This is a genomic window from Arsukibacterium perlucidum DSM 18276, assembly GCF_000382165.1.
Taxonomy (GTDB): domain Bacteria; phylum Pseudomonadota; class Gammaproteobacteria; order Enterobacterales; family Alteromonadaceae; genus Alishewanella; species Alishewanella perlucidum.
In genome coordinates this window covers 19,395-39,495 of sequence record NZ_KB907715.1, presented here as the reverse complement: position 1 = coordinate 39,495, position 20,101 = coordinate 19,395, and the positions used below count along the sequence as shown (strand labels likewise).

15 protein-coding genes and 1 pseudogene are annotated in these 20,101 nt (G+C 48.2%); 11 read left to right on the top strand and 5 right to left on the bottom strand.

The genetic code is table 11. The features are described 5' to 3' along the window. The first annotated feature begins 20 nt into the window (after positions 1-20). Positions 21-905, top strand: coding sequence for a patatin-like phospholipase family protein (locus H141_RS0111980; protein ID WP_019676513.1), 885 nt, complete (start codon positions 21-23; stop codon positions 903-905). Between the two features lie 29 nt (positions 906-934). On the opposite strand, the gene H141_RS0111975 is transcribed toward H141_RS0111980, so the two are convergent. The 3 genes from H141_RS0111975 to H141_RS0111965 all read right to left on the bottom strand — a co-directional run bounded on the left by H141_RS0111975 (position 935) and on the right by H141_RS0111965 (position 5,244). After that, positions 935-2,425, bottom strand: coding sequence for a Ppx/GppA phosphatase family protein (locus H141_RS0111975; RefSeq protein WP_019676512.1), 1,491 nt, complete (start codon positions 2,423-2,425; stop codon positions 935-937). A gap of 38 nt (positions 2,426-2,463) precedes the next feature. Continuing rightward, positions 2,464-4,599 (bottom strand): polyphosphate kinase 1, encoded by a 2,136-nt coding sequence (gene ppk1, locus H141_RS0111970; protein WP_019676511.1) that lies wholly within the window; start codon positions 4,597-4,599, stop codon positions 2,464-2,466. A 144-nt stretch (positions 4,600-4,743) separates the two neighbouring features. Next, on the bottom strand, positions 4,744-5,244 hold the full coding sequence (locus H141_RS0111965; RefSeq protein WP_019676510.1) for a glycine cleavage system transcriptional repressor: 501 nt from the start codon (positions 5,242-5,244) through the stop codon (positions 4,744-4,746). Between the two features lie 239 nt (positions 5,245-5,483). On the opposite strand from H141_RS0111965, the gene H141_RS0111960 reads away from it, so the two are divergent. The 6 genes and pseudogenes from H141_RS0111960 to H141_RS0111935 all read left to right on the top strand — a co-directional run bounded on the left by H141_RS0111960 (position 5,484) and on the right by H141_RS0111935 (position 12,740). Continuing rightward, a complete protein-coding gene (locus H141_RS0111960; RefSeq protein ID WP_019676509.1) occupies positions 5,484-6,413 on the top strand; it encodes a PstS family phosphate ABC transporter substrate-binding protein in 930 nt (309 codons plus the stop codon). After that, on the top strand, positions 6,410-8,230 hold the full coding sequence (locus tag H141_RS0111955; RefSeq protein WP_019676508.1) for an ABC transporter permease subunit: 1,821 nt from the start codon (positions 6,410-6,412) through the stop codon (positions 8,228-8,230). Before H141_RS0111960 ends, H141_RS0111955 begins: the two co-directional genes overlap by 4 nt. Positions 8,231-8,346: 116 nt before the next feature. Next, a pseudogene (pstA, locus tag H141_RS20215) lies at positions 8,347-9,222 on the top strand (phosphate ABC transporter permease PstA); the annotation flags it as partial. A 28-nt stretch (positions 9,223-9,250) separates the two neighbouring features. Then, entirely contained in the window at positions 9,251-10,018 is a 768-nt protein-coding gene (gene pstB / locus H141_RS0111945; protein ID WP_019676506.1) for a phosphate ABC transporter ATP-binding protein PstB, read from the top strand. 44 nt (positions 10,019-10,062) lie between these two features. After that, complete coding sequence (gene phoU, locus H141_RS0111940; RefSeq protein WP_019676505.1) at positions 10,063-10,773, top strand: phosphate signaling complex protein PhoU; 711 nt, start codon at positions 10,063-10,065, stop codon at positions 10,771-10,773. Between the two features lie 212 nt (positions 10,774-10,985). Beyond that, complete coding sequence (locus tag H141_RS0111935) at positions 10,986-12,740, top strand: Na/Pi cotransporter family protein (RefSeq protein ID WP_019676504.1); 1,755 nt, start codon at positions 10,986-10,988, stop codon at positions 12,738-12,740. A 188-nt stretch (positions 12,741-12,928) separates the two neighbouring features. On the opposite strand, the gene H141_RS22005 is transcribed toward H141_RS0111935, so the two are convergent. Beyond that, a complete protein-coding gene (locus tag H141_RS22005; protein WP_019676503.1) occupies positions 12,929-15,202 on the bottom strand; it encodes a S8 family serine peptidase in 2,274 nt (757 codons plus the stop codon). Positions 15,203-15,603: 401 nt separating this feature from the next. Here H141_RS22005 and H141_RS0111925 point away from each other — a divergent pair, with 401 nt between their 5' ends. Beyond that, positions 15,604-16,518, top strand: coding sequence for a hydrogen peroxide-inducible genes activator (locus H141_RS0111925; RefSeq protein WP_019676502.1), 915 nt, complete (start codon positions 15,604-15,606; stop codon positions 16,516-16,518). 35 nt (positions 16,519-16,553) lie between these two features. Here the strand turns inward: H141_RS0111925 and H141_RS0111920 are convergent, their stop codons facing one another. Then, positions 16,554-17,294 carry a substrate-binding periplasmic protein gene (locus H141_RS0111920; RefSeq protein ID WP_019676501.1) on the bottom strand — a complete coding sequence of 247 codons (741 nt, stop codon included), beginning with the start codon at positions 17,292-17,294 and terminating at the stop codon, positions 16,554-16,556. Positions 17,295-17,422: 128 nt separating this feature from the next. On the opposite strand from H141_RS0111920, the gene queA reads away from it, so the two are divergent. The 3 genes from queA to yajC all read left to right on the top strand — a co-directional run bounded on the left by queA (position 17,423) and on the right by yajC (position 20,080). Continuing rightward, complete coding sequence (gene queA / locus H141_RS0111915; RefSeq protein ID WP_026349414.1) at positions 17,423-18,448, top strand: tRNA preQ1(34) S-adenosylmethionine ribosyltransferase-isomerase QueA; 1,026 nt, start codon at positions 17,423-17,425, stop codon at positions 18,446-18,448. A gap of 62 nt (positions 18,449-18,510) precedes the next feature. After that, the gene (gene tgt, locus H141_RS0111910; protein WP_019676499.1) at positions 18,511-19,674 is read left to right on the top strand and encodes a tRNA guanosine(34) transglycosylase Tgt; all 1,164 of its coding nucleotides are present in this window, start codon (positions 18,511-18,513) and stop codon (positions 19,672-19,674) included. Positions 19,675-19,741: 67 nt separating this feature from the next. Continuing rightward, positions 19,742-20,080, top strand: a complete 339-nt coding sequence (gene yajC / locus H141_RS0111905) for a preprotein translocase subunit YajC (RefSeq protein ID WP_019676498.1) — start codon at positions 19,742-19,744, stop codon at positions 20,078-20,080. The last annotated feature ends 21 nt before the right edge of the window (positions 20,081-20,101 follow it).

Genomic DNA, 20,101 nt, shown 5'->3' with positions numbered 1-20,101 from the left:
AAAAGTTAACAGGAGGTACGATGAAAAAGCATATGCAGCTTAAATCGTCCGCACTGGTTGTTGAAGGTGGTGCAATGCGCGGTATCTTTGCCGCTGGCGTACTGGACGCTTTTATTAAGCAGCAGCATCAGCCGTTTCAGTTTGCTATTGGCGTCTCTGCCGGCTCGACTAATTTAATTGGCTATTTAGCTGAAGATCACGGCCGTAGCAGGCAGATTTTATTGGACCATGCCAGGCGAGCCGATTTTATAAATTGGCGCCGCTACCTGAAAGGCGGCCATTTTTGTGATGTCAGTTGGTTATGGCATGCCTCTTTTGACGAAGTACCGCTTAATGTCACTCACTATTTACAGCAACGGGTGCCACTTTATGCGGTAACCACCAGCGTTAGCACCGGCCAGGCCTGCTATTTTGAAGTCACTGAACACAATATGCATAAGCTGTTTCCGGCGTCTTGTGCCATACCACTTATGTACCGTGACTTTCCGCGGATTGACGGTGAGCAGATGACAGACGGTGGCCTGGCGGATGCCATTCCGGTAATTAAAGCTTATGAAATGGGCGCGCGGGATATTACCGTGGTGTTGTCACAGCCCAGCGGCTACCGGAAACGCGCCAGTCGCTTTCCGGTACTAATGAAGCCGTTTTTTAGCCAATACCCCTGGCTATTTACTGCCGTACTGAGCCGGACCGCCCGTTATAATCAGGCTTTAGATTTTATTGCTCAGCCACCTGCCGATTGCCGGGTCAGAGTAATAGCGCCGCCTGCTAATTTTGCTGTGGGCCGCTTTTGTCAGAACCCGCAACAGCTGGAAACAGGTTATCAGGCTGGCCGGGTTAGTGGTTTACAGCATGTCGCGGCCAGCCAGCAAAGGTTGCAGCATTGTCAGATAGCATCGGTTTGAATCGACAATTGCTTTAACAAACACCTGTATTAATAAATAACAGTCTCAAGCAGGCCCGGGCAATCCAGCCTGAAAGCGATTTTCTTTAATGCTTTTTGTTCCAGCTGTAAATCAGCAGACAACACACTTTGCTGGGCCAGCCACGCTGGTGGCAACACTAATTGCAGCTGCTGGGCACTGGCGCTGAGTGTAAACTCAGGTACGAAATCGTCGCGCCGCTTTTGGTTTAGTAATACCGCTAACCGTAACAAGACCAGCAGGTTTATTACCTGAGGCAACTGATACAAACTAAAGATGGGCAGCTCATCAGCCCTGATTTTGCGGCGGTGAAAGCGCACCAGGCAGGCTAGCAGTTGTTGCTGTTCCTGGTTAAAGCCCGGCAGGTTAGCGTTTTGCAAAATATAGGCGGAGTGTTTCTGAATGCCCGAAGAATTAATGTGCAGGCCTATTTCATAAACCCTGCAGGCAAAACTTAGCAGTAAGCCATCGTCGTCAGTCAGTTGCCAGGCGGTCTGCACCCTGGAAAACAGCGCCTCTGCCGTATGTTGCACCCGTTGGGTTTGCGCATCGTCTACGGTGTAACGGCGCATCATGCTACTGATAGTATGCTCGCGGATGTCGTGATGCTGTAACCGCTCGCTCATTTCATATAACACACCCTCACGCAGCGCGGCATCGACATACACCATTTCATCAATTTGCAGCATGGTAAAAGCTGCAATTAAAATGGCCAGGCCAGGGCAAAGCAGCAACTTACGATCGTCGGTTAAGCCAACTAATTCTAGTTCGCTGGCGTGGTTATATTGCAGTAAATGGCGCTTCAGCGCAGTTAAATCGTTCAGGCGAATACTGTTGTTATTCCAGCCAAAACCACTGATCACATCTTTAATGGTTTTAATGGTGCCTGAGGTGCCAACGGCCTGTTGCCAGCCGGCGTTACGAAAACTGCTGACTATCGGCTCCAGCTCCTGCTCGGCCTGCAAGATAGCCCGTTCAAAACGGCGCGGGCTGATTTTACCCTGAGCAAAATGGCTCTGGCCATAACTGACACAGCCCATATTCCGGCTACTTAAACGCAGCGGCTGTAACCCTTCGCCAATGGCAAATTCGGTACTACCACCACCAATATCAACCACCAGCCTTTTAGCGCTGAAATGTTCAAAGTGAGCTACGCCCTGATAAATAAAGCGGGCTTCTTCCTGACCGGATATGACTTCTATCGGAAACGGAAATACAACTTTGGCCCGGCGCAAAAATGTGGCTGAGTTGCGGGCCCGGCGCAGGGTGTAAGTGGCAATAACCCGCACGGCATTCGGTGCGAACGGCTGTAATGTATCGGCAAACTGGGCCAGTACCTGTAAACCGCGCTCAATTGCTTCTTCGCTTAGCACCAGCTCATCGTTAAGACCTTCAGCCAACTGCACTTTTTGTTTCTCGCGATGCAGCAGTTGCAATGAGCCGTCAATTACCCGGGCAATCACCATATGAAAGCTATTGGAGCCGAGATCAACGGCTGCCATATAGTCAGCGTTTGAGGACGCTATCTGTTCAGAATCTGTCAATTGTCTGCATCAACCTGTACCGCCTGTTGTCGCGCCAGAAAATGGTAAATTTCCTGCTGGGAACGCAGATTGCGTTTATTGCCGCGCTTAACATAAGCGTTGGAATGTTTGCCGTCAATAATACGCGCCTTCACGTTATCCCGCCACTGGATATCAAGGGTACTGATAATTTGTTGTTTAATCCGGTTATCATACACAGGTACGCCAACCTCTACCCGCTGATCAATATTGCGGGTCATCCAGTCTGCCGACGAAATATAGAGTGCGGTATCGCCGCCATTATGAAACAAATACACCCGGGCATGTTCCAGGTATCGGTCCAGTACGCTAATGATTTTTATATTCTGGCTTTTACCCGGTAAACCTGGCATTAAAGAGCACATGCCGCGGATGATCATCCGGATTTTAACTCCGGCCTGGCTGGCTTTATACAGCAGTTGCACAATTTCTTCATCGACCAGGTTATTCACTTTCAGGAAAATCTCTGCTTTACGGCCGCTGGTAGCAAAATCGATTTCGCGCTGAATTAAACTGAGCAGACGTGGCCGGCTCCAGGTAGGCGAGACAATTAAGTGCTGAAAATTAAAAGGCCGGTACGAGTACTGAATAAACTCAAATACCTGGTCGATTTCGGTAGTGATTTCGCTATGACAGGTAAACAGGCTCATGTCGGTGTAAATACGGGCGGTTTTCTCATTAAAATTGCCGGTGCCGATATGGCCATAGCGCATGGCTTTGCCTTTTTCCTGGCGGGTAATTAAACACAGTTTTGAATGTATTTTCAGGGTGGTCTGGCCGAAAATGACTTCAATGCCGGCATCGGTCATCCGCCGGGCCCAGTTAATGTTATTTTCTTCGTCAAAACGGGCTTTTAACTCTACCACGACCGTGACTTTTTTACCGTTGCGAACCGCATCCAATAAAGAGTGAATAACCCGCGAGTGTTTAGCCACCCGGTACATGGTCATTTTGATGTGGCTGACTTTCGGATCGAACGACGCCTGGCGCACCCATTCAGTAAAATAACTGAAATTGTGATAGGGATAATACAGCATTATATCGGTGGCCCGGATCGCATCAAAACTGGTAGGGTAATGCTCAAAATCAGGGCTGGGCAATGGCTCCATTGGCGGAAATTCCATACTCTGGTGGCCGAGGTTAGGAAAGCCAATAAAATCTTTAAAGTTACGATAGCGACTACCGGCAATAAGCGCATCGGTAGAACTGGTGCCGAGTTGTTTAGTCAGTACTTTCAACATCTGCTCTGGCATAGCAGCATCGTATACCAGCCGGGTGGGCTCAGATTTTAAACGCTGGCGGATACCTTTGGACATTTTATCAATCAGGCTCTGGTCCAGGGTATCGCTGATGTTGTATTCGGCGTCGCGGGTTAGTTTCAGTGAAAAAGTACAAATACTGTCAAACTGAAAAAAACCATTAAACAAGTCACTGACACAATGGTTAATAATATCGTCCAGCAATAGTATCTGCCGGCGGTAGTGGCCATTCTTTTTGCGGGTATTTAAGTGCAGTGGCAATTCGATAAAGCGCGAAACCTCAGCAGTGGGTACTTCAATAATCGCATAATCGGGTTTGCCGCTACCGGTCATTTCCACCATCAGGTAGGTGGTATTATCTTCCAGAATTTTGCTGAGCGAACTGTCGGTACTGGACAGGATAATCGGTGAAATATGGCGTTTAACTTCGCGCCGGAAAAAGGTTTTAACCCAGTTGGACTGAGCATCAGTCAGTTTGCTGTCGTCAATCAGTTCAATATTATGCTTGCGCAGCTCCAGCTGAATATCCATATAAATTTTGTTAAATTGTTTACCAAGCTCTTTTACCTGCAGCTGAATTTGCTGTAACAGGGTTTCGGCATCCTCATGCTCCCAGGTCTGGTATTTTTTCAGCAGGATCCGCCGTTTCACATCGGCTACCCGAACCCGGAAAAATTCATCAAGATTATTCGAATAAATCCCTAAAAACCGCAGCCGCTCTATTGGCGGGTTGCGGGTGTCGGCTGCTTCCTGCAGTACCCGGCCATTGAACGCCAGCCAGCTTAATTCGCGCGGAAATAACGGGTAGTCAGGGTGCGCCCCGTGATGGTGGTGTTGAGATGCTGGCTGATCCATTCTGATTGCTCCTGCTAACTGCCTGCAAAGCACACTATGGCATTTTTGTGACAATATGATGAAACACGCAACCCAGCGCTTAGCTGGGTGCAGGTTTGCTGATACGTTATGGTGGTGTAATTGAGGGGCAGGTTAGCAGCCTGCTCAGGTTTCCACGTCCACCACAATGTCGGCAGCAATGGCTTCCAGCGCCTTGATAACTTCATCGCGGCTTAAACCAGCCGGTAGCTGCACCGTCGCTTCGGCATGAAACAACGGTACTCCCCAGTTTGGAGCGCTTTGTTTATTACTGGAAAACTGAATAATGTTGGTGCCTTTGTGTTTAATCACTGACGACAATTCACGGACAATGCCAGGGCGGTCGTTACCGGTAATTACAAAACGTAACTGCTGTTGTTTATTCAGCTCGCTTTGCTCACCTTGTTGTACTTTAATATCTAAGTCACTGATTTCACTCAGTGCGGTAACTAAAGTGCCTAAATCTGGTTCGGCCACTTCTATTTGCACTATGCCGGCGAAATAACCCGCCAGGTGGCTTAAGTTACTGGCCATCCAGTTACCATTGTGGTCGTTAACTACTCTGGCTAATTGCTCTACTAACCCTGCTTTATCTTTACCAATAACGGTAAGGATTAACTGCTTCATATGGATATTTCCTTTCTATCACCAAAGGTTAAACTGCTTTGGGTGCGTTAGTTCTGTTTAAGATGAGTTAAAAAGTGTTTTAGAGTGTAGACACAACTTTCTGATTTTAAAACGCTACTTAACAATTTATTTTTGGTTTGCTGTCTTGTCACGTTTTGCTGTTATAAGATAGCAGTAAGTCAGTGAGTACGGGTACAAAACAGATGGCGTTAAGCAGGTGGCGGACATTTTTGCCGGGGATGATACTAATAATCTTTATTGGTAGTACCGGCGTGTCTGAGGTTGCCGCTAAATCTGACAGTACTTTGTCCAGTGTTGGCTCTGATACCCTGCAGCAGGTTATGCAATTGTGGGGAGACGAGTATCGTCGTCGCTACCCTACAGTAAATTTTCAGATCCAAAGCATTGGTTCATCTACGGCGCCGGTAGCGTTGATTGAGGGCACCGCTCAACTTGGACCAATGAGCCGGGCTATGCGCCAGACTGAACTGCAGCAGTTCACTGAGCGTTTTGGTTACCCGCCAACCGCAGTGCCGGTAGCAATAGATTTGCTGGCTGTGTATGTTCATCCCGATAATCCGTTAACCCATTTGAGCCTGACCCAGCTGGATGCCATATTTTCGGTAAACCGGCGCTGTGGTGCACCGGCTGATATCCAGCACTGGGGACAACTGGGCTTAACAGGGCACTGGCAGCAGCGCTTTATCAGCTTATACAGCCGCAATTCAGTGTCGGGTACTTATGGCTACTTTAAACAACATGTGTTGTGTAATGGTGATATCAAAGCCCGCACCAACCAGCTGGCCGGGTCGTCCGCTATGCTCAGAGCGATCAGCCAGTCGGTAACGGGTATTGGTTACTCCGGCATTGGCTATGCTACAGACGATGTTAAAGTACTGGCGTTAGCGACAGCTGACGGCCCGGCATTTGCGCCAACCGCCGCTAACGCACAGGCAGGTGATTACCCTCTGGCCCGCCAGCTCTACATTTACGTCAACCGGGCGCCGGGGCAACCTTTAACCGCAAATGAGCAGGCATTTTTCGATCTGGTGTTATCACCGACCGGTCAGCAGTTAGTGGGGCAGGATGGTTTTTTACCGCTACCAGAAGAGGTCATCAGGCTTTGGCGCCAGAAGCTGGGACTGCCAGCGGAACCGGAGCAATTATGACCATGCAGCGGACGTCAGAGCGTGGCGTTTCCCAAAAACTACAGCGTCGCCGGCGCTGGTATAATCGTCTGCTACACGCGGTAATTGGTTTGTCCGGTATCAGCGTCGTGTTGATGCTGGCAGCTTTATTTATTTACTTATTCAGTGAAGTGGTGCCGTTGTTCAGGGATATTCGCGGTACGGCGTTGCCGCCTGTGGCCCTGGAGTATTTGCCGGACCAGACAACCGTGCCGGTGCCTGATTTGACAAAAGTAGCCATGGCAATTCCAGGCTGGTCTGATCCCGGGGTATTTAGCGCGGTATCTGCCAGTGGCAACTATACCTTGCTGGCATCGGCTGATGGTGCCGCTTGTTTGTACTCGGTAAAGTTTAGCCATAATTGTTTACAACAGTGGCGGCTAACTGAAACCAGTGACACCCTTACCAGTTTACAATGGCTGGCAGCAGATCAGGCAGTACTGGTGGGCTATCAGAGTGGCCGCCTGCAGCAGTGGTTCTTACTGGCAGACAACAGCAGTGCAGCACATTTGCGGCTGGTCAGAGAATTACCCGGCCAGCAGGCAGCAATACTGCATATTGCCGCAGAGCATAACCGACGGGGCTTTGCTACGCTGGCGGCCGATGGCCAGCTGGCGTTGTATTACTCCACCATGGCGAAGCCTTTATGGCAACAAGCCAGCGGGATTACCGGCGCTACTGCTTTGACCTTTGCTAAGGATAACCAGCAACTGAGTGTTGACACCAATACTAGCCGCTACCACTTTGTGTTACACAATCCTCACCCCGAGGTTAACTGGCAAACTCTATGGCATAGTGTTTGGTATGAAGGTTTTGCCCGGCCCGATTTCGTCTGGCAAACCTCTTCTGCAGCTGATGATTACCAACCGAAATTCTCGTTAGTGCCGTTAACGATAGGCACTCTGAAGGCCGCCCTATATGCCATGCTGTTCGCGGCGCCACTGGCTATTATGGCGGCCATTTATACCGCCTGTTTTTTACCGGCGGGGCCACGCCGGCGCATAAAGGGCTTAATTGAACTGATGGCGGCTTTTCCAACAGTTATTCTGGGTTTTATTGCTGCAGTATGGCTGGCACCGGTTATCGAAGGGCACTTGCTGGCGCTTTTACTGTGGGTGGTTATGCTACCGCTGAGTATTCTTATATTCGCAGCATTGTGGCCGCGGCTGCCGGCTAGCGTCCGGCAGCACTGTAGTGGTGGACGTGAAATACTGCTATTAATGGGGTGGCTGGCTTTAATCAGTGGTTTGGTATTTCTGATGGCGAACCGTTTAGATGGCACCTTATTTAACGGTGGTTTGCGGTTATATCTGGATCAGCTGGGCATATACTACGAGCAACGTAATGCTTTAATTATTGGCATTGCTATGGGCTTCGCCGTAGTGCCGGGTATTTTTACTATTGCTGATGATGTATTACATCAGGTACCTCCGCAGTTAACCCGGGGAGCATTAGCGCTTGGAGCTACTCCCTGGCAAACGGTGCTTAGGATCAGTCTGCCACTGGCAGCGCCGGGGCTTATTGCTGCCGTGCTGGTAGGTTTTGGCCGGGCAATAGGTGAAACCATGATTATTTTGATGGCGACCGGCAACAGCCCGATAACTAATTTTAATATATTCGAAGGGCTGCGCAGTTTAACCGCCACCCTGGTTATTGAGTTGCCAGAGGCGACAGTTGGCAGTAGCCATTTCCGGGTATTGTTTGTTGCCGCTCTGGTATTACTGCTCTTTACCTTTGCAGCCAATACTGCTGCTGAAGTTATCCGGCAGCGGCTACGTAAAAAGTATCAGAGATTGTAAGCATGCTCAGAAACTGGTTTCGACACGGTAACCCCTGGATTTGGCTGAACGCTGGCGCAGTTGCGCTGAGCCTGTTGCTGGTAGGCAGCTTGCTGGTCTTTATGGTGGTGCAAAGTATCGGAGTGTTCTGGCCCGCTGAGATGCCGGGGCATGTTGGTGCAAAATTAGTGCAGTACTTAAGCAACTGGTGGCACTTCCTCACCGGTTCTTCAAGTCATGGCGGTATTTTCCCTGCGATACTGGGTACGGTGTTGATGGTGTTATTGATGTCGGTATTGGTGACACCATTAGGTGTTCTGGCTGCAGTCTATTTGCATGAATACGCCAAAGAAGGCCCGTTACTGAGGGTTATCCGGGTGGCAGTGCATAATCTGGCCGGTGTTCCTTCTATTGTTTTTGGGGTGTTTGGCCTTGGTTTTTTCGTTTATTTCCTGGGTGGCAGCATCGATAATCTATTCTATCGTGACAGCCTGCCCACACCGACCTTTGGTACACCGGGCTTGTTGTGGGTGTCATTAACCCTTGCGTTGTTAACGCTGCCAGTGGTAATCGTTGCGACTGAGCAGGGACTGGCGGGCATTCCAAAAAATCTGCGGCTGGGTTGCTTTGCGCTGGGTGCAACCAAGGCAGAAGTAATTTGGAAAATAGTGTTACCCCAGGCTTCTCCTGCAATGGTGACAGCATTGATGCTGGCGATAGCACGGGCTGCCGGTGAAGTTGCGCCATTGCTGTTTGTTGGTGTGGTAAAGTCGGTGCCGGCGCTGCCACTTAGCAGCGAGTTTCCTTATTTGCAGCTACAACAGAAAATTACCAGCCTGGGCATGCATATTTATGATGCCGGTTTGCAAAGTCAGGATGCACAGCGGGCTGAACCTTTGGTTTTTGCGTCAGCACTGGTGCTGATTACGCTGATATTTATACTTAATCTGACGGCTTATCGCTTGCGTAAACGCTTAAACTTGCGTTATCGCAACCGGCCAGTATCAGAGTAATAAAACTGTAACAATTATAAGGTATGATATGACGGCAGAGGTTACAGCAAAACTGGAAGTTCAGGATTTATCGCTTAAATTTGCCGATAAAACCGTGCTGCAACACGTTAATTTGCGTATCCCACAGCATAAGATTACTGCTTTTATCGGCCCCTCCGGCTGCGGTAAATCTAGCTTATTGCGCAGTTTTAACCGGATGAATGAATTGCTGGAAGACACTGTGACAACAGGCAAAGTATTGCTGGACGGCCAGAATATTTATCACTCCGCCGTTGAAGTGGCAGAGCTCAGGCGCAGGGTAGGTATTGTTTTTCAAAAGCCTAATCCATTTCCGCACAGTGTATACGAAAATGTGGCTTTTGGCCTACGCTTACAAGGTATAAAGCAAACACGCCAGCTGGATGAGTTGGTGGAGTCGGCTTTACGTAAAGCAGCACTGTGGGAGGAAGTACGTGACCGGTTACATGAAAGTGCCGTAAATTTATCCGGGGGCCAGCAACAACGCTTAGTTATTGCGCGGGCGATAGCAATAGAACCTGAAGTGTTATTGCTGGATGAACCCGCCTCGGCATTAGATCCAATTTCAACCTTGAAAATTGAAGAACTGATGTACGATTTAAAACAGCACTATACTCTGGTAATAGTGACGCACAATATGCAACAGGCTGCCCGGGTGTCGGATTACACCGCTTTTTTAAATATGGGGCAGCTGATAGAGTTTGATGAAACAAATAAGATGTTTACTGATCCCAGCCAGCGCGCCACCGAGGACTATATTACCGGACGCTTTGGCTAGCGGTTTCAGCAGGCAGCACATTTACTAGCAGCAAGGGTCAGTCGATGGACAAGTTAAATTTATCAAAGCATATCTCCAGTCAGTTTAATGAAGAGATAGAACAGGTTCGTAACCATGTAATGGCTATGGGTGGCCTGATTGAAAGACAGCTGTTTGATGCACTGGAAGCAATAGCCAACAGTGACAGTGAACTGGCGCAACAAGTAATTCAGAACGACTTAAAGGTAAACGACTGGGAACTTCAGATTGATCAGGAATGCACCCGGATTATTGCCAAGCGCCAGCCTGCCGCCAGCGATTTACGGCTGATTATGGCGATTTTAAAGACAATTGCTGATCTTGAGAGGATTGGTGATGAGACCCGTCGTATCGCCAAGGTAGCGCTGGAATCATTTAATAGTGCCCAGCAGGATTTATTGGTTAATCTTGACAATCTTGGCCGGCATGTCGGTCAGATGTTACATGATGTACTGGATGCATTTGCCAGGATGGATGTTGAAGCAGCACTGACTGTGCATAAAGAAGATAAAAAAGTAGACCGTGAATACGAGTCAATCACCCGTCAGCTAATGACCTATATGATTGAAGACCCACGCTCTATTCCAAAAATCATGAATGTACTCTGGTCAGCCCGTTCATTGGAACGGATTGGTGATCGCTGCAAAAACCTGTCTGAATACATTATCTTTTTTGTAAAAGGTAAAGTGGTTCGGCACAGCTCAGAAGAAATGCTGGAAAAGGAAGCACGTAGTTAAGTCTGGCCTGTCAATCACTGTACGCTCAACCTGCTGTAAAATGGGTTGGGCGTACTGTCTTCAGCCTGCAGTCATATTTCATTTTTATTACAGTTAAGTTCAGGGTTATAATGCCCGCCTTGGTGCGCGAATCGCACAAAATTCAATCATAACCAATGACTTCAAGCACTTGAAAATCAATGGCGCTGTTTAAATGACTAAAGGCAAAAACAATGAATTATTCGTTATTTGATTTTCTGCAGTTGATAGGGTCACTCGGTATTTTTATCTTCGGCATGAAGATATTTAGTGAGGGTCTGCAAAAAATTGCTGGCAACCGGCTAAAGGGCATTTTAAGTGGTATGACCCGCAACCGGATGACTGGAGTGCTTACCGGCTTTGCCACTACAGCTATTACCCAATCCTCAACGACTACCACAGTGATGGCGGTTAGCTTTGTTAACGCCGGCCTGCTGACTTTTGTGCAATCTACCGGTGTAATAATGGGTGCCAATATTGGTACTACCATAACGGCCTGGATGGTGGCGTTATTTGGTTTTAAATTTCAAATTACCCCCATTGCTGTAGCGGTGATAGGGTTGTTTTTTGCATTTCTATTTTCTAAAAACAGTCGCTTGCGTAATATTGCCGAAGCCATGGTCGGCTTTGGTATTCTGTTTATTGGTCTGGATTTTATTAAAGGTGCGGTACCGGATATTAACAGTAATCCGGAGATGTTTGCCTTTTTAGATGCCTTTACCGAGTATGGTTACGTCTCTTTGTTGTTATTTGTATTGGTTGGTACTGTGCTGACCTTACTTACGCAGTCGTCTTCTGCCGCTACCGCCATTACTCTGGTGATGTTATTTGAAGGCTGGATTTCTTTCCCGATTGCCGCGGCGATGATTTTAGGTGAAAACATTGGTACTACGGTAACGGCAAATATTGCTGCGCTGGTAGGTAATGTCCATGCTAAACGTGCGGCCAGGTTTCATTTTATTTTCAATGTAGTGGGTGTGTTATGGATGCTTGCTATTATCTACCCGATGCTGGATTTAATGGATTATGCGGCGCAATTTCTGACCGGCAACCCTGTGTCTATTCTGACAGATGAAACGGGTGCCCGGACCAATGGCCCGCTGGCATTGTCGTTGTTTCACACCACCTTTAACGTGGTAAACGTACTGCTGTTATTTGCGTTGGTGCCTTATCTGATCCGTTTTGTTGAGTATATTCAGCCAGACAGAGGCGGCGTTGATGATGAGTTCCACCTGCAGTATATCAGTGCGGGGGCGATGACCTCCCCCGGTTTGGCAGTAGAGCAGGCACAAAAAGAAATTCAGTTATTTGCTTCTGTTATTGATAAAATGCACGTGTCAGTGACTGAGTTGTTGTTTGACCCCGGGCAAAATCGTGAAAAGCTGATGGATAAAATTCATAAATATGAAGAGGCCACCGACCAGTTTGAAGTAGAAATATCCGATTATCTGGTGCGGATCAGCGAAAATACTAACCTTGAACATGCGCTAACCGGTCGCATCCGCTTTATGCAAACCATGATCAATGATATGGAGAGAGTAGCGGATATCTATTATCAAATTTCCAAATTACACGAAAGAATGACGGAAACCGACTCTAAATGGCCAGAACAAGCCACTGCTGAAATGCAGCAGATGATGCTGGCATTAGCCGTTGCTATCAGCACTATGAGTAACAATGTGGCAATGGAGCCGGCAGCTGTGCTGCTGGAAGGTGCCATTGCCAATGAAAATCAGATTGACCGTCTGCGCGACCAGTTCCGCGACAACCATTACCTGCGGCTTGAAAATGGTGACTATGCCCCCCGAGCCGGAGTGATTTTTATTGACATGCTGAACCGGTTAGAGCGGATTGGCGATCATATTCTGAACGTAAATGAATCGGCAGCCGGCCGTCGCCTGAAAGCGATGCGGTTTGAGGGGCACAGAGTATTCCGGCCACAAAACTGATAGTTTGTCTGTAATATTGAATAGTAATAAAGCCCTCGTAACAAAGGGCTTTTTGCTGTTTAGCGGATTATTTCCGGTTTGTGTCGATTGACAAAGCGTAGCGATGAATTCAAATAGACAAGGGGCTGATATTCAGCCCCTTGTGGTTAGCATTGCGTCAGGAGAACAACCTGAGCAAGCTTAGCTGCTTAAGGGTGATATTCACTAATCAGGGTTAAATCTCTGACTGCACGGAAACCATAAATCGACATGTGCCAGACGCCCGCTTGCGGATTAGAGATAACGCAGGTTTCCTCATTGCCATTGCGGTTAGGCCGGCAATCATAGCTGCCCGCAGTTGGCATACTGCCATACTTCAGATATAAATCGGCATCGCCACGACCACCGGTAATGGTGACGCTCAGCTCTGCCATACCTGCTGGTACATCGAGGCTGTAATGCTGCCAGCTGCGACGGCCCACGTTGATATTGGTAATGGTTTCACCGCCAGCATCTGGTAAATCCGGATCATCCGGTTCATCTTCTGCAATAAAGCTGCCGGTCAGGTTGACTCCGGTAAAGGCTGTATAACCAATTATCTTAACGAAGTAAGTGCCTTGTTGCGCCGGGTCAATGGCACAGCTCTCATTGTTACCTGTTAAGTACGGCCGGCAATCGAAGTCGCCCGTGGTTGGTTCTGCCCCAAATTTAACATAAAGGTCTGCATCACCAGTGCCGCCACTCATCGCAAAAGACAAATCGGTAGCCAGAGCGGGCACATCCAGGGTAAACAGCAACTCTTCACCAGCAGCACCAGCCAGGTCAGTCACGGCCACGCCGTTTTCCAGCTCTGTTGCAGCCGGCGGAGTTGGTTCGTCCGGCTCATCACCTGAACCGCTGCAGCCGTATTCAGTAAGATAGTCAACGGCATCTTTAGCCTGTACCAGACCAAAGCCATAAGACGTATCACGACCTGCTGCACCTAAGTCCTCGGCACTTACAGCCAGCGCTGAGCGGATTTGGGCGTTACTACAATCAGGGAAATGGCTCCATACCAAAGCCGCAACCCCGGCAACATGCGGCGATGCCATTGAGGTACCACTCATCAGGCCATAGTTACTGGCGCCTGACACCAGGTTGGCCACGTTGCCCTGTTGCGCCATCAGCATCTGACCGTCTTCCAGTGATACACTGACCGCCGGAATAGTGGCGCTGGTGCCTTCAACCGTGCCGCTGAAATTACCTGATTCGTTGTTGTAAATAATGGCAGCAAGACCACCACCCGCCTGACAAGATTCTACTTTCTGCGAGAAAGCCACCTCACCACGGGAAATTAAACATACTTTTGCGGCAACATCAGTACAAGCGTCAACTGCCAGGCCGCAGTCAGCAAATTCTGCGCTGACATTACCGCTACCTGAACCAGACATTGGGTTGGCATCATAAAATACGCCGCTGACACTCAGCTGAGCTTCCAGTGCGGTACCTTCCGGATACGTTGAGCGAACATCTACCCCCGGGCCTGCTAATTCAACCTGCGCATTACGCTGGGAAAAGTTGGCCAGAGTTTTAGTGTTGTCTACGGCAGCAACTGACACAACAGAATCGTATGAGGCCGGGTAAGACATCGCAGTATTGCCATCATTACCGGCAGCGGCAACTAATAATAAACCGGCGTCAAAGGCTGCTTGCATAGCATTGCTTTCAGTGGCGCTGGGCGCTGCGCCACCTAGACTCATGTTAACAACAGTGGCACCAGCAGAGGCGCAGGCGTTAACTGCACTGGCAAGTGTTGATGAATAACCCCAGCCGGCTGCATTAAACACTTTAATAATGTGCATATTAAGTTGGCCATTCGGCATGATACCTACAATACCAGTATCATTGTTCAGGGCACCGATGGTACCGGCAACATGAGTGCCATGCGGACCGCCAGCATCAAACCAGTTGCCGGTACCCACATCGTTAGTGCCGCTGATATTGCCTGAAGCGAAATCTTCGTGTGGTAAATCCAGGCCAGAGTCAATAACACACACGTTCTGGTTACTGGCAAACTCATCACTAACCAGATCGGCCTGCACCATTGGGAAACCATAAGGAATTTGTTGCATCATCGGATAACGACGTGGATCAACTTCAATTAATTCGATGCTGGGGTCGGCCTTTAATAAATTAACCAGGCCTGGCCGCAGTTCAACCGCAATGGCACCTTGCTCTGCCAGCAAATGATGGACCCGCGCGCCCTGCCGCTTAAGTTTACTGCTATTGTCGTTTAGTTGGGCCAAAATAGCGTCCTTGGTACGCTTATGGTGGCTTAACACAAAATCTTTTTGTTTGCTCAGCCCTAAACTGCTGTCTTTATATTTAATGATATAACGATTATCGTCAGTGCTGCTTTTACCGGCGGCTGCCAGGGCGCTGCTAACGGCAAGTGCCAGTAAGCTACAGCTGGCTATGGCCAGTGGTTTGGTTAATTTGGACATGTTTCACCCTCCTGAGGTGATTTTTTATAATAGGTTGTTCCTTCAAACTGGTTTACGGACTGCCCAACTCGCAACCAAAGGTCAATGTATGTGCGACTTTTCTGTAGTTGAGTAATGGAATGCTCCAGGGTACTAATGCGACACTGCTACAGATACATACAATGAGAACATCAAGCTATAACAAATAGATAACTGTTTCAATTTGTAATTTACAAAATTAGCAAATATTAAATGTAAGTATATGAAAATTAGCTTTTAAAATATTTGCCAGCTAATCGATTGATATTTTTCACTAAAATTCGCACAGATGTTAATTTTTGCTGGTGCTCGACCTTGGGGTAGTGATGGGATATATTCATTTGTATAATCGAACGTATTTTGTTTTTTAATCGGAATTTGCAATGAAAAGACTACCCAGCGTTAAACAGTTGCAATATTTGCTGGCTTTGCACGAACACCAGCATTTTGGTCGCGCCGCTGAAGCCTGCTTTGTTGGCCAGTCTACCCTTAGTGCTGCCATCGCTAACCTGGAAGAGACCATGCAAACCCAGCTGCTGGAGCGTGATCATAAAACGTTTATTTTCACCTCTTTAGGCGAGGATGTAGTGCGCCAGGCCAGGCATATTATTGAGCAATGCGAAGAACTGACTGAGTTTGCCAAGTCGCAGGGCAAACCGATGGCCGGGCCGTTCCGCCTGGGCTGTATTCCTACTATTGCCCCTTTTGTGCTAAGTGAAGTAATGAGTTTGTGTCGCGAACGTTACCCTGATTTACAATTGCTACTGCGCGAAGATACTTCTGATAACTCATTGCATGCACTGGCCGAGGGCCGCTTAGATATGGTGCTACTGGCTTTACCATACGAAACCGGCGCTTTTCATACCGAAGTACTGGCCCAGGATGGCTTTAAGCTGGTCCTGCATAAAGACTGGCTGGGCCGGGGCTTCAATCAGGACATCAATCAGTGGCCGGACGAAAGTATCTTTTTACTGGAGCGGGAGCACTGCCTGACCGGTCATGCGGTCAAAGCCTGTGAGCTGGAGGATAGCCGTAAGGTGAACCCGTTTTTTGCCACCAGCCTGCATACTCTGACCCAGATGGTGAATAATAAACTGGGCGTTACTTTTATTCCGCAAATGGCCATAAACAGCGGTTTACTGGACAGTACGGAACTGGTTACCCAGTTGCCAACCAGCGGTAATGCATACCGGGATATAGGTGTAGCCTGGCGGCCGACATCAAGTAAGGCACGCAGTTATCGTTTAATGACCAGCCTGATAAGCGAAGTTTTACTACAAAAATGTAAGGCAGAATAAGAGTGTGAGGTAAGGTTAATAGTTACTATCTGACATTATTTTGGTAGCAGGTAAAAATCAGCGTATTGCTGATAAAACAGCTGCAACTCGCCGCTTTCGAGCAGAGACTGAAAACGACTGTCCCAGATACACTTCAGTAGCTGGCCGCTGGCATTGTCGGCAAAAGCAGCATAAATATCATCAGTGGCAATCAGTTTCGCTACCAGCGGCGCAAGTTGGTCGGGATGATGTTCAACAACGTAAGCCAGTTGACTTTGTTCAGCCAGAAATGCGTCAATCCGTTGGTTTAAGGTTAATTCGATGCCATGCTCAAGTGATAACACTTCGTACCCTGTATTATTTAACCCCAGGATATTGCCAAAGTCATAAGCCAGATTCCAGGCCAGCTGCAGTGATTTCATATCGTCGATACTATTAAGCTGATGTCGGTCAGGATGATAAATCACCATTATTTTATCCTGGTCAATAGGTTGCTTTGATAACAATAAACCGGTGCTGTTATGACCTGAGACCGCGACTGTCATATCCGTTTTGTGTTGCCTTACCAGAGTTAATGCCCGGTTATAGTTGGTAAAGGTTATTTGCAGGCGGGATCGGTATGGCTGGTAAATCAGGCGGATTAGATCAAAATAAGCACCAGTGTGGTCTGCATGGGTAAACCCATGCCATTGCTCGGTACTAACATGAATAACATCATTTAAATCATTGGATTGCACTGTACTGACAGCAGTGGCCTGACACATTAATAACAGCGGCAATAGCAAGGATGTAAGCATCGTAACCCATCCGGAGTAGATTAGAGATTTAAGTGTAGTTATTATTTGCTAGAATGTCGGCTGTTTTTTTACAGCCGTGCCTCTGGTCGGTAAAGCCAAGGAACCTTTTACCTATGCAAACTGAAACTATGCAAGTTAAAGACTTTTCATTTGAATTGCCTGAACAACTGATTGCCAATTTTCCAAAAGCCGAACGCTCGAGCAGCCGCCTGCTGGCGATGGACAAACAAAGCGGTGCATTAAGCCACCATATTTTTAAAGATTTAGCCGATTTCCTAACGCCTGGTGACTTACTGGTATTTAATAATACCAAAGTAATTCCTGCACGCTTATTTGGCCAGAAAGCCTCCGGTGGCAAAATTGAGGTGTTGGTTGAGCGAATGTTAGATAACAAACGCTTTTTAGCGCATGTCCGGGCCAGCAAAGCGCCTAAGCCCGGCACAGTGTTAGTGCTGGAAAGTTCGGCCGAAGTGCAGATGAACCAGCGCCATGACGAGCTGTTTGAGCTGGAAGTATTAGGGGATGAGACGGTACTGGAGATGCTGGAGCGCTTAGGGCATATGCCGTTGCCGCCCTATATCGACCGGCCTGATACCGAGGAAGATAAAGCCCGCTACCAGACCGTTTATAACGAGAAGCCCGGCGCGGTAGCTGCACCCACTGCCGGCCTGCACTTCGACCAGCCGCTACTGGACAAACTAAAGGCCAAAGGTGTCGAGTTTGCTTATATAACGCTACATGTTGGTGCCGGTACTTTTCAGCCGGTGCGGGTCGATAACGTGCTTGAGCACAAAATGCACGCCGAATATATTGAGGTGCCGCAGCAGGTGGTTGATGCTATTGCTGAGTGTAAAGCGCGTGGTAATAAAGTGGTGGCGGTGGGCACGACCTCAGTCCGCTCGCTGGAGTCAGCCGCGCAGCAGGGTGATGGTAAATTGATTAGCTACAATGGCGATACTCAGATTTTTATCTACCCCGGTTATCAGTTCAAGGTGATTGATGCCCTGATTACTAACTTTCATTTGCCGGAATCTACATTGATTATGCTGGTATCCGCGTTTAGCAGTCGCGAACATGTAATGAACGCCTACGATACGGCGATAAATGAGCAATATCGTTTTTACTCTTATGGCGATGCGATGTTTATCAGCTAGCTTTGCTGTTATAATCGCGGCGCGAAAAAGCCAGACTGTCTTTCTGGCATACGAGGATAGTAATGAAATTTGAATTAGATACCACCGATGGCCGGGCCCGTCGTGGCCGGCTGATTTTTGAGCGTGGCACAGTAGAAACCCCGGCCTTTATGCCGGTAGGCACTTACGGCACCGTTAAAGGCATGACGCCGGAAGAGCTGGCAGCCACCGGTGCCCAGATTTGCTTAGGCAATACCTTTCACTTAATGCTGCGCCCCGGCACCGAAATTATAAAAAAACACGGTGATTTGCACGACTTCATGCATTGGCATAAGCCTATCCTGACCGACTCTGGCGGCTTTCAGGTGTTCAGCCTGGGCGAGCTTAGGAAAATTACCGAGGAAGGTGTCAAGTTCCGCTCACCGTTAAACGGCGAACGGATTATGTTAACGCCTGAGCGTTCTATGGAAGTGCAGCGCGATTTAGGCTCAGATATCGTAATGATTTTCGACGAGTGCACGCCGTATCCCGCTACCGAACAGCAAGCAAAAAAGTCGATGGAAATGTCATTGCGTTGGGCCAAGCGTTCTAAAGATGCCCACGGCGATAATCCGGCCGCCTTGTTTGGTATTATCCAGGGAGGTATGTACCCCAATCTGCGGGATGTGTCGTTGCAGGGCCTGGAAGAGATTGGTTTTGATGGCTACGCCATTGGTGGTTTATCGGTTGGCGAGCCGAAACAGGATATGATTAATATTCTGAACCATACTACCGGCCAGATGCCGGGCCATAAGCCGCGCTATTTAATGGGCGTAGGTAAACCGGAAGATATCGTCGAAGCGGTGCGTCGTGGCATTGATATGTTCGACTGCGTTATGCCCACCCGCAATGCCCGCAATGGTCACTTATTTATCAGTACCGGTGTGGTTAAAATTCGTAACGCCAAGCATAAAGACGATATTTCAGCACTGGATCCGGAATGTGATTGTTACACTTGTAAAAATTATTCCAGGTCATATCTACACCATCTGGACCGCTGTAATGAAATACTCGGAGCCAGGCTTAACACTATCCATAATTTGCATCATTACCAAAAATTGATGCAGGGATTGCGCGACGCCATAGCCGCTGGTACCTTGGAGCAGTTTGTCAGCGAGTTTTACGCTAAGCGTGAGTTGCCGGTACCACCGTTGGAACAGGTTGCCGATAGATTAGATAACACTGAAACAACTGCTGGCACTTTATAGTCCGGGCCAGCTGAAACTAAGAAATAAATTACAACTTAACTATTTTATTAATTTTAAGGGGATAACCATGAGTCTATTTATCAGCAATGCCTATGCCGACAGCGCTGCAGCTGCACCACAAGGTGGTGGCTGGGATTTAATAATAATGTTGCTGGCCTTTGGCTTAATTTTCTACTTCTTAATTTACCGGCCACAAGCCAAACGGGTGAAAGAGCATCGTAATCTGATGTCGGCTTTGGGTAAAGGTGATGAAGTGCTTACCCAGGGTGGCATTGTTGGCCGGATCAGCAAAATTGCTGACGATAAAGACTTTGTGACTGTTGCGCTAAACGATAGCACTGAAGTGACAGTGCAGAAATCAGCAATTAGTGCCGTGTTACCGAAAGGCACGTTAAAGTCGCTGTAAGTGACTGAGTTTATTAAAAGG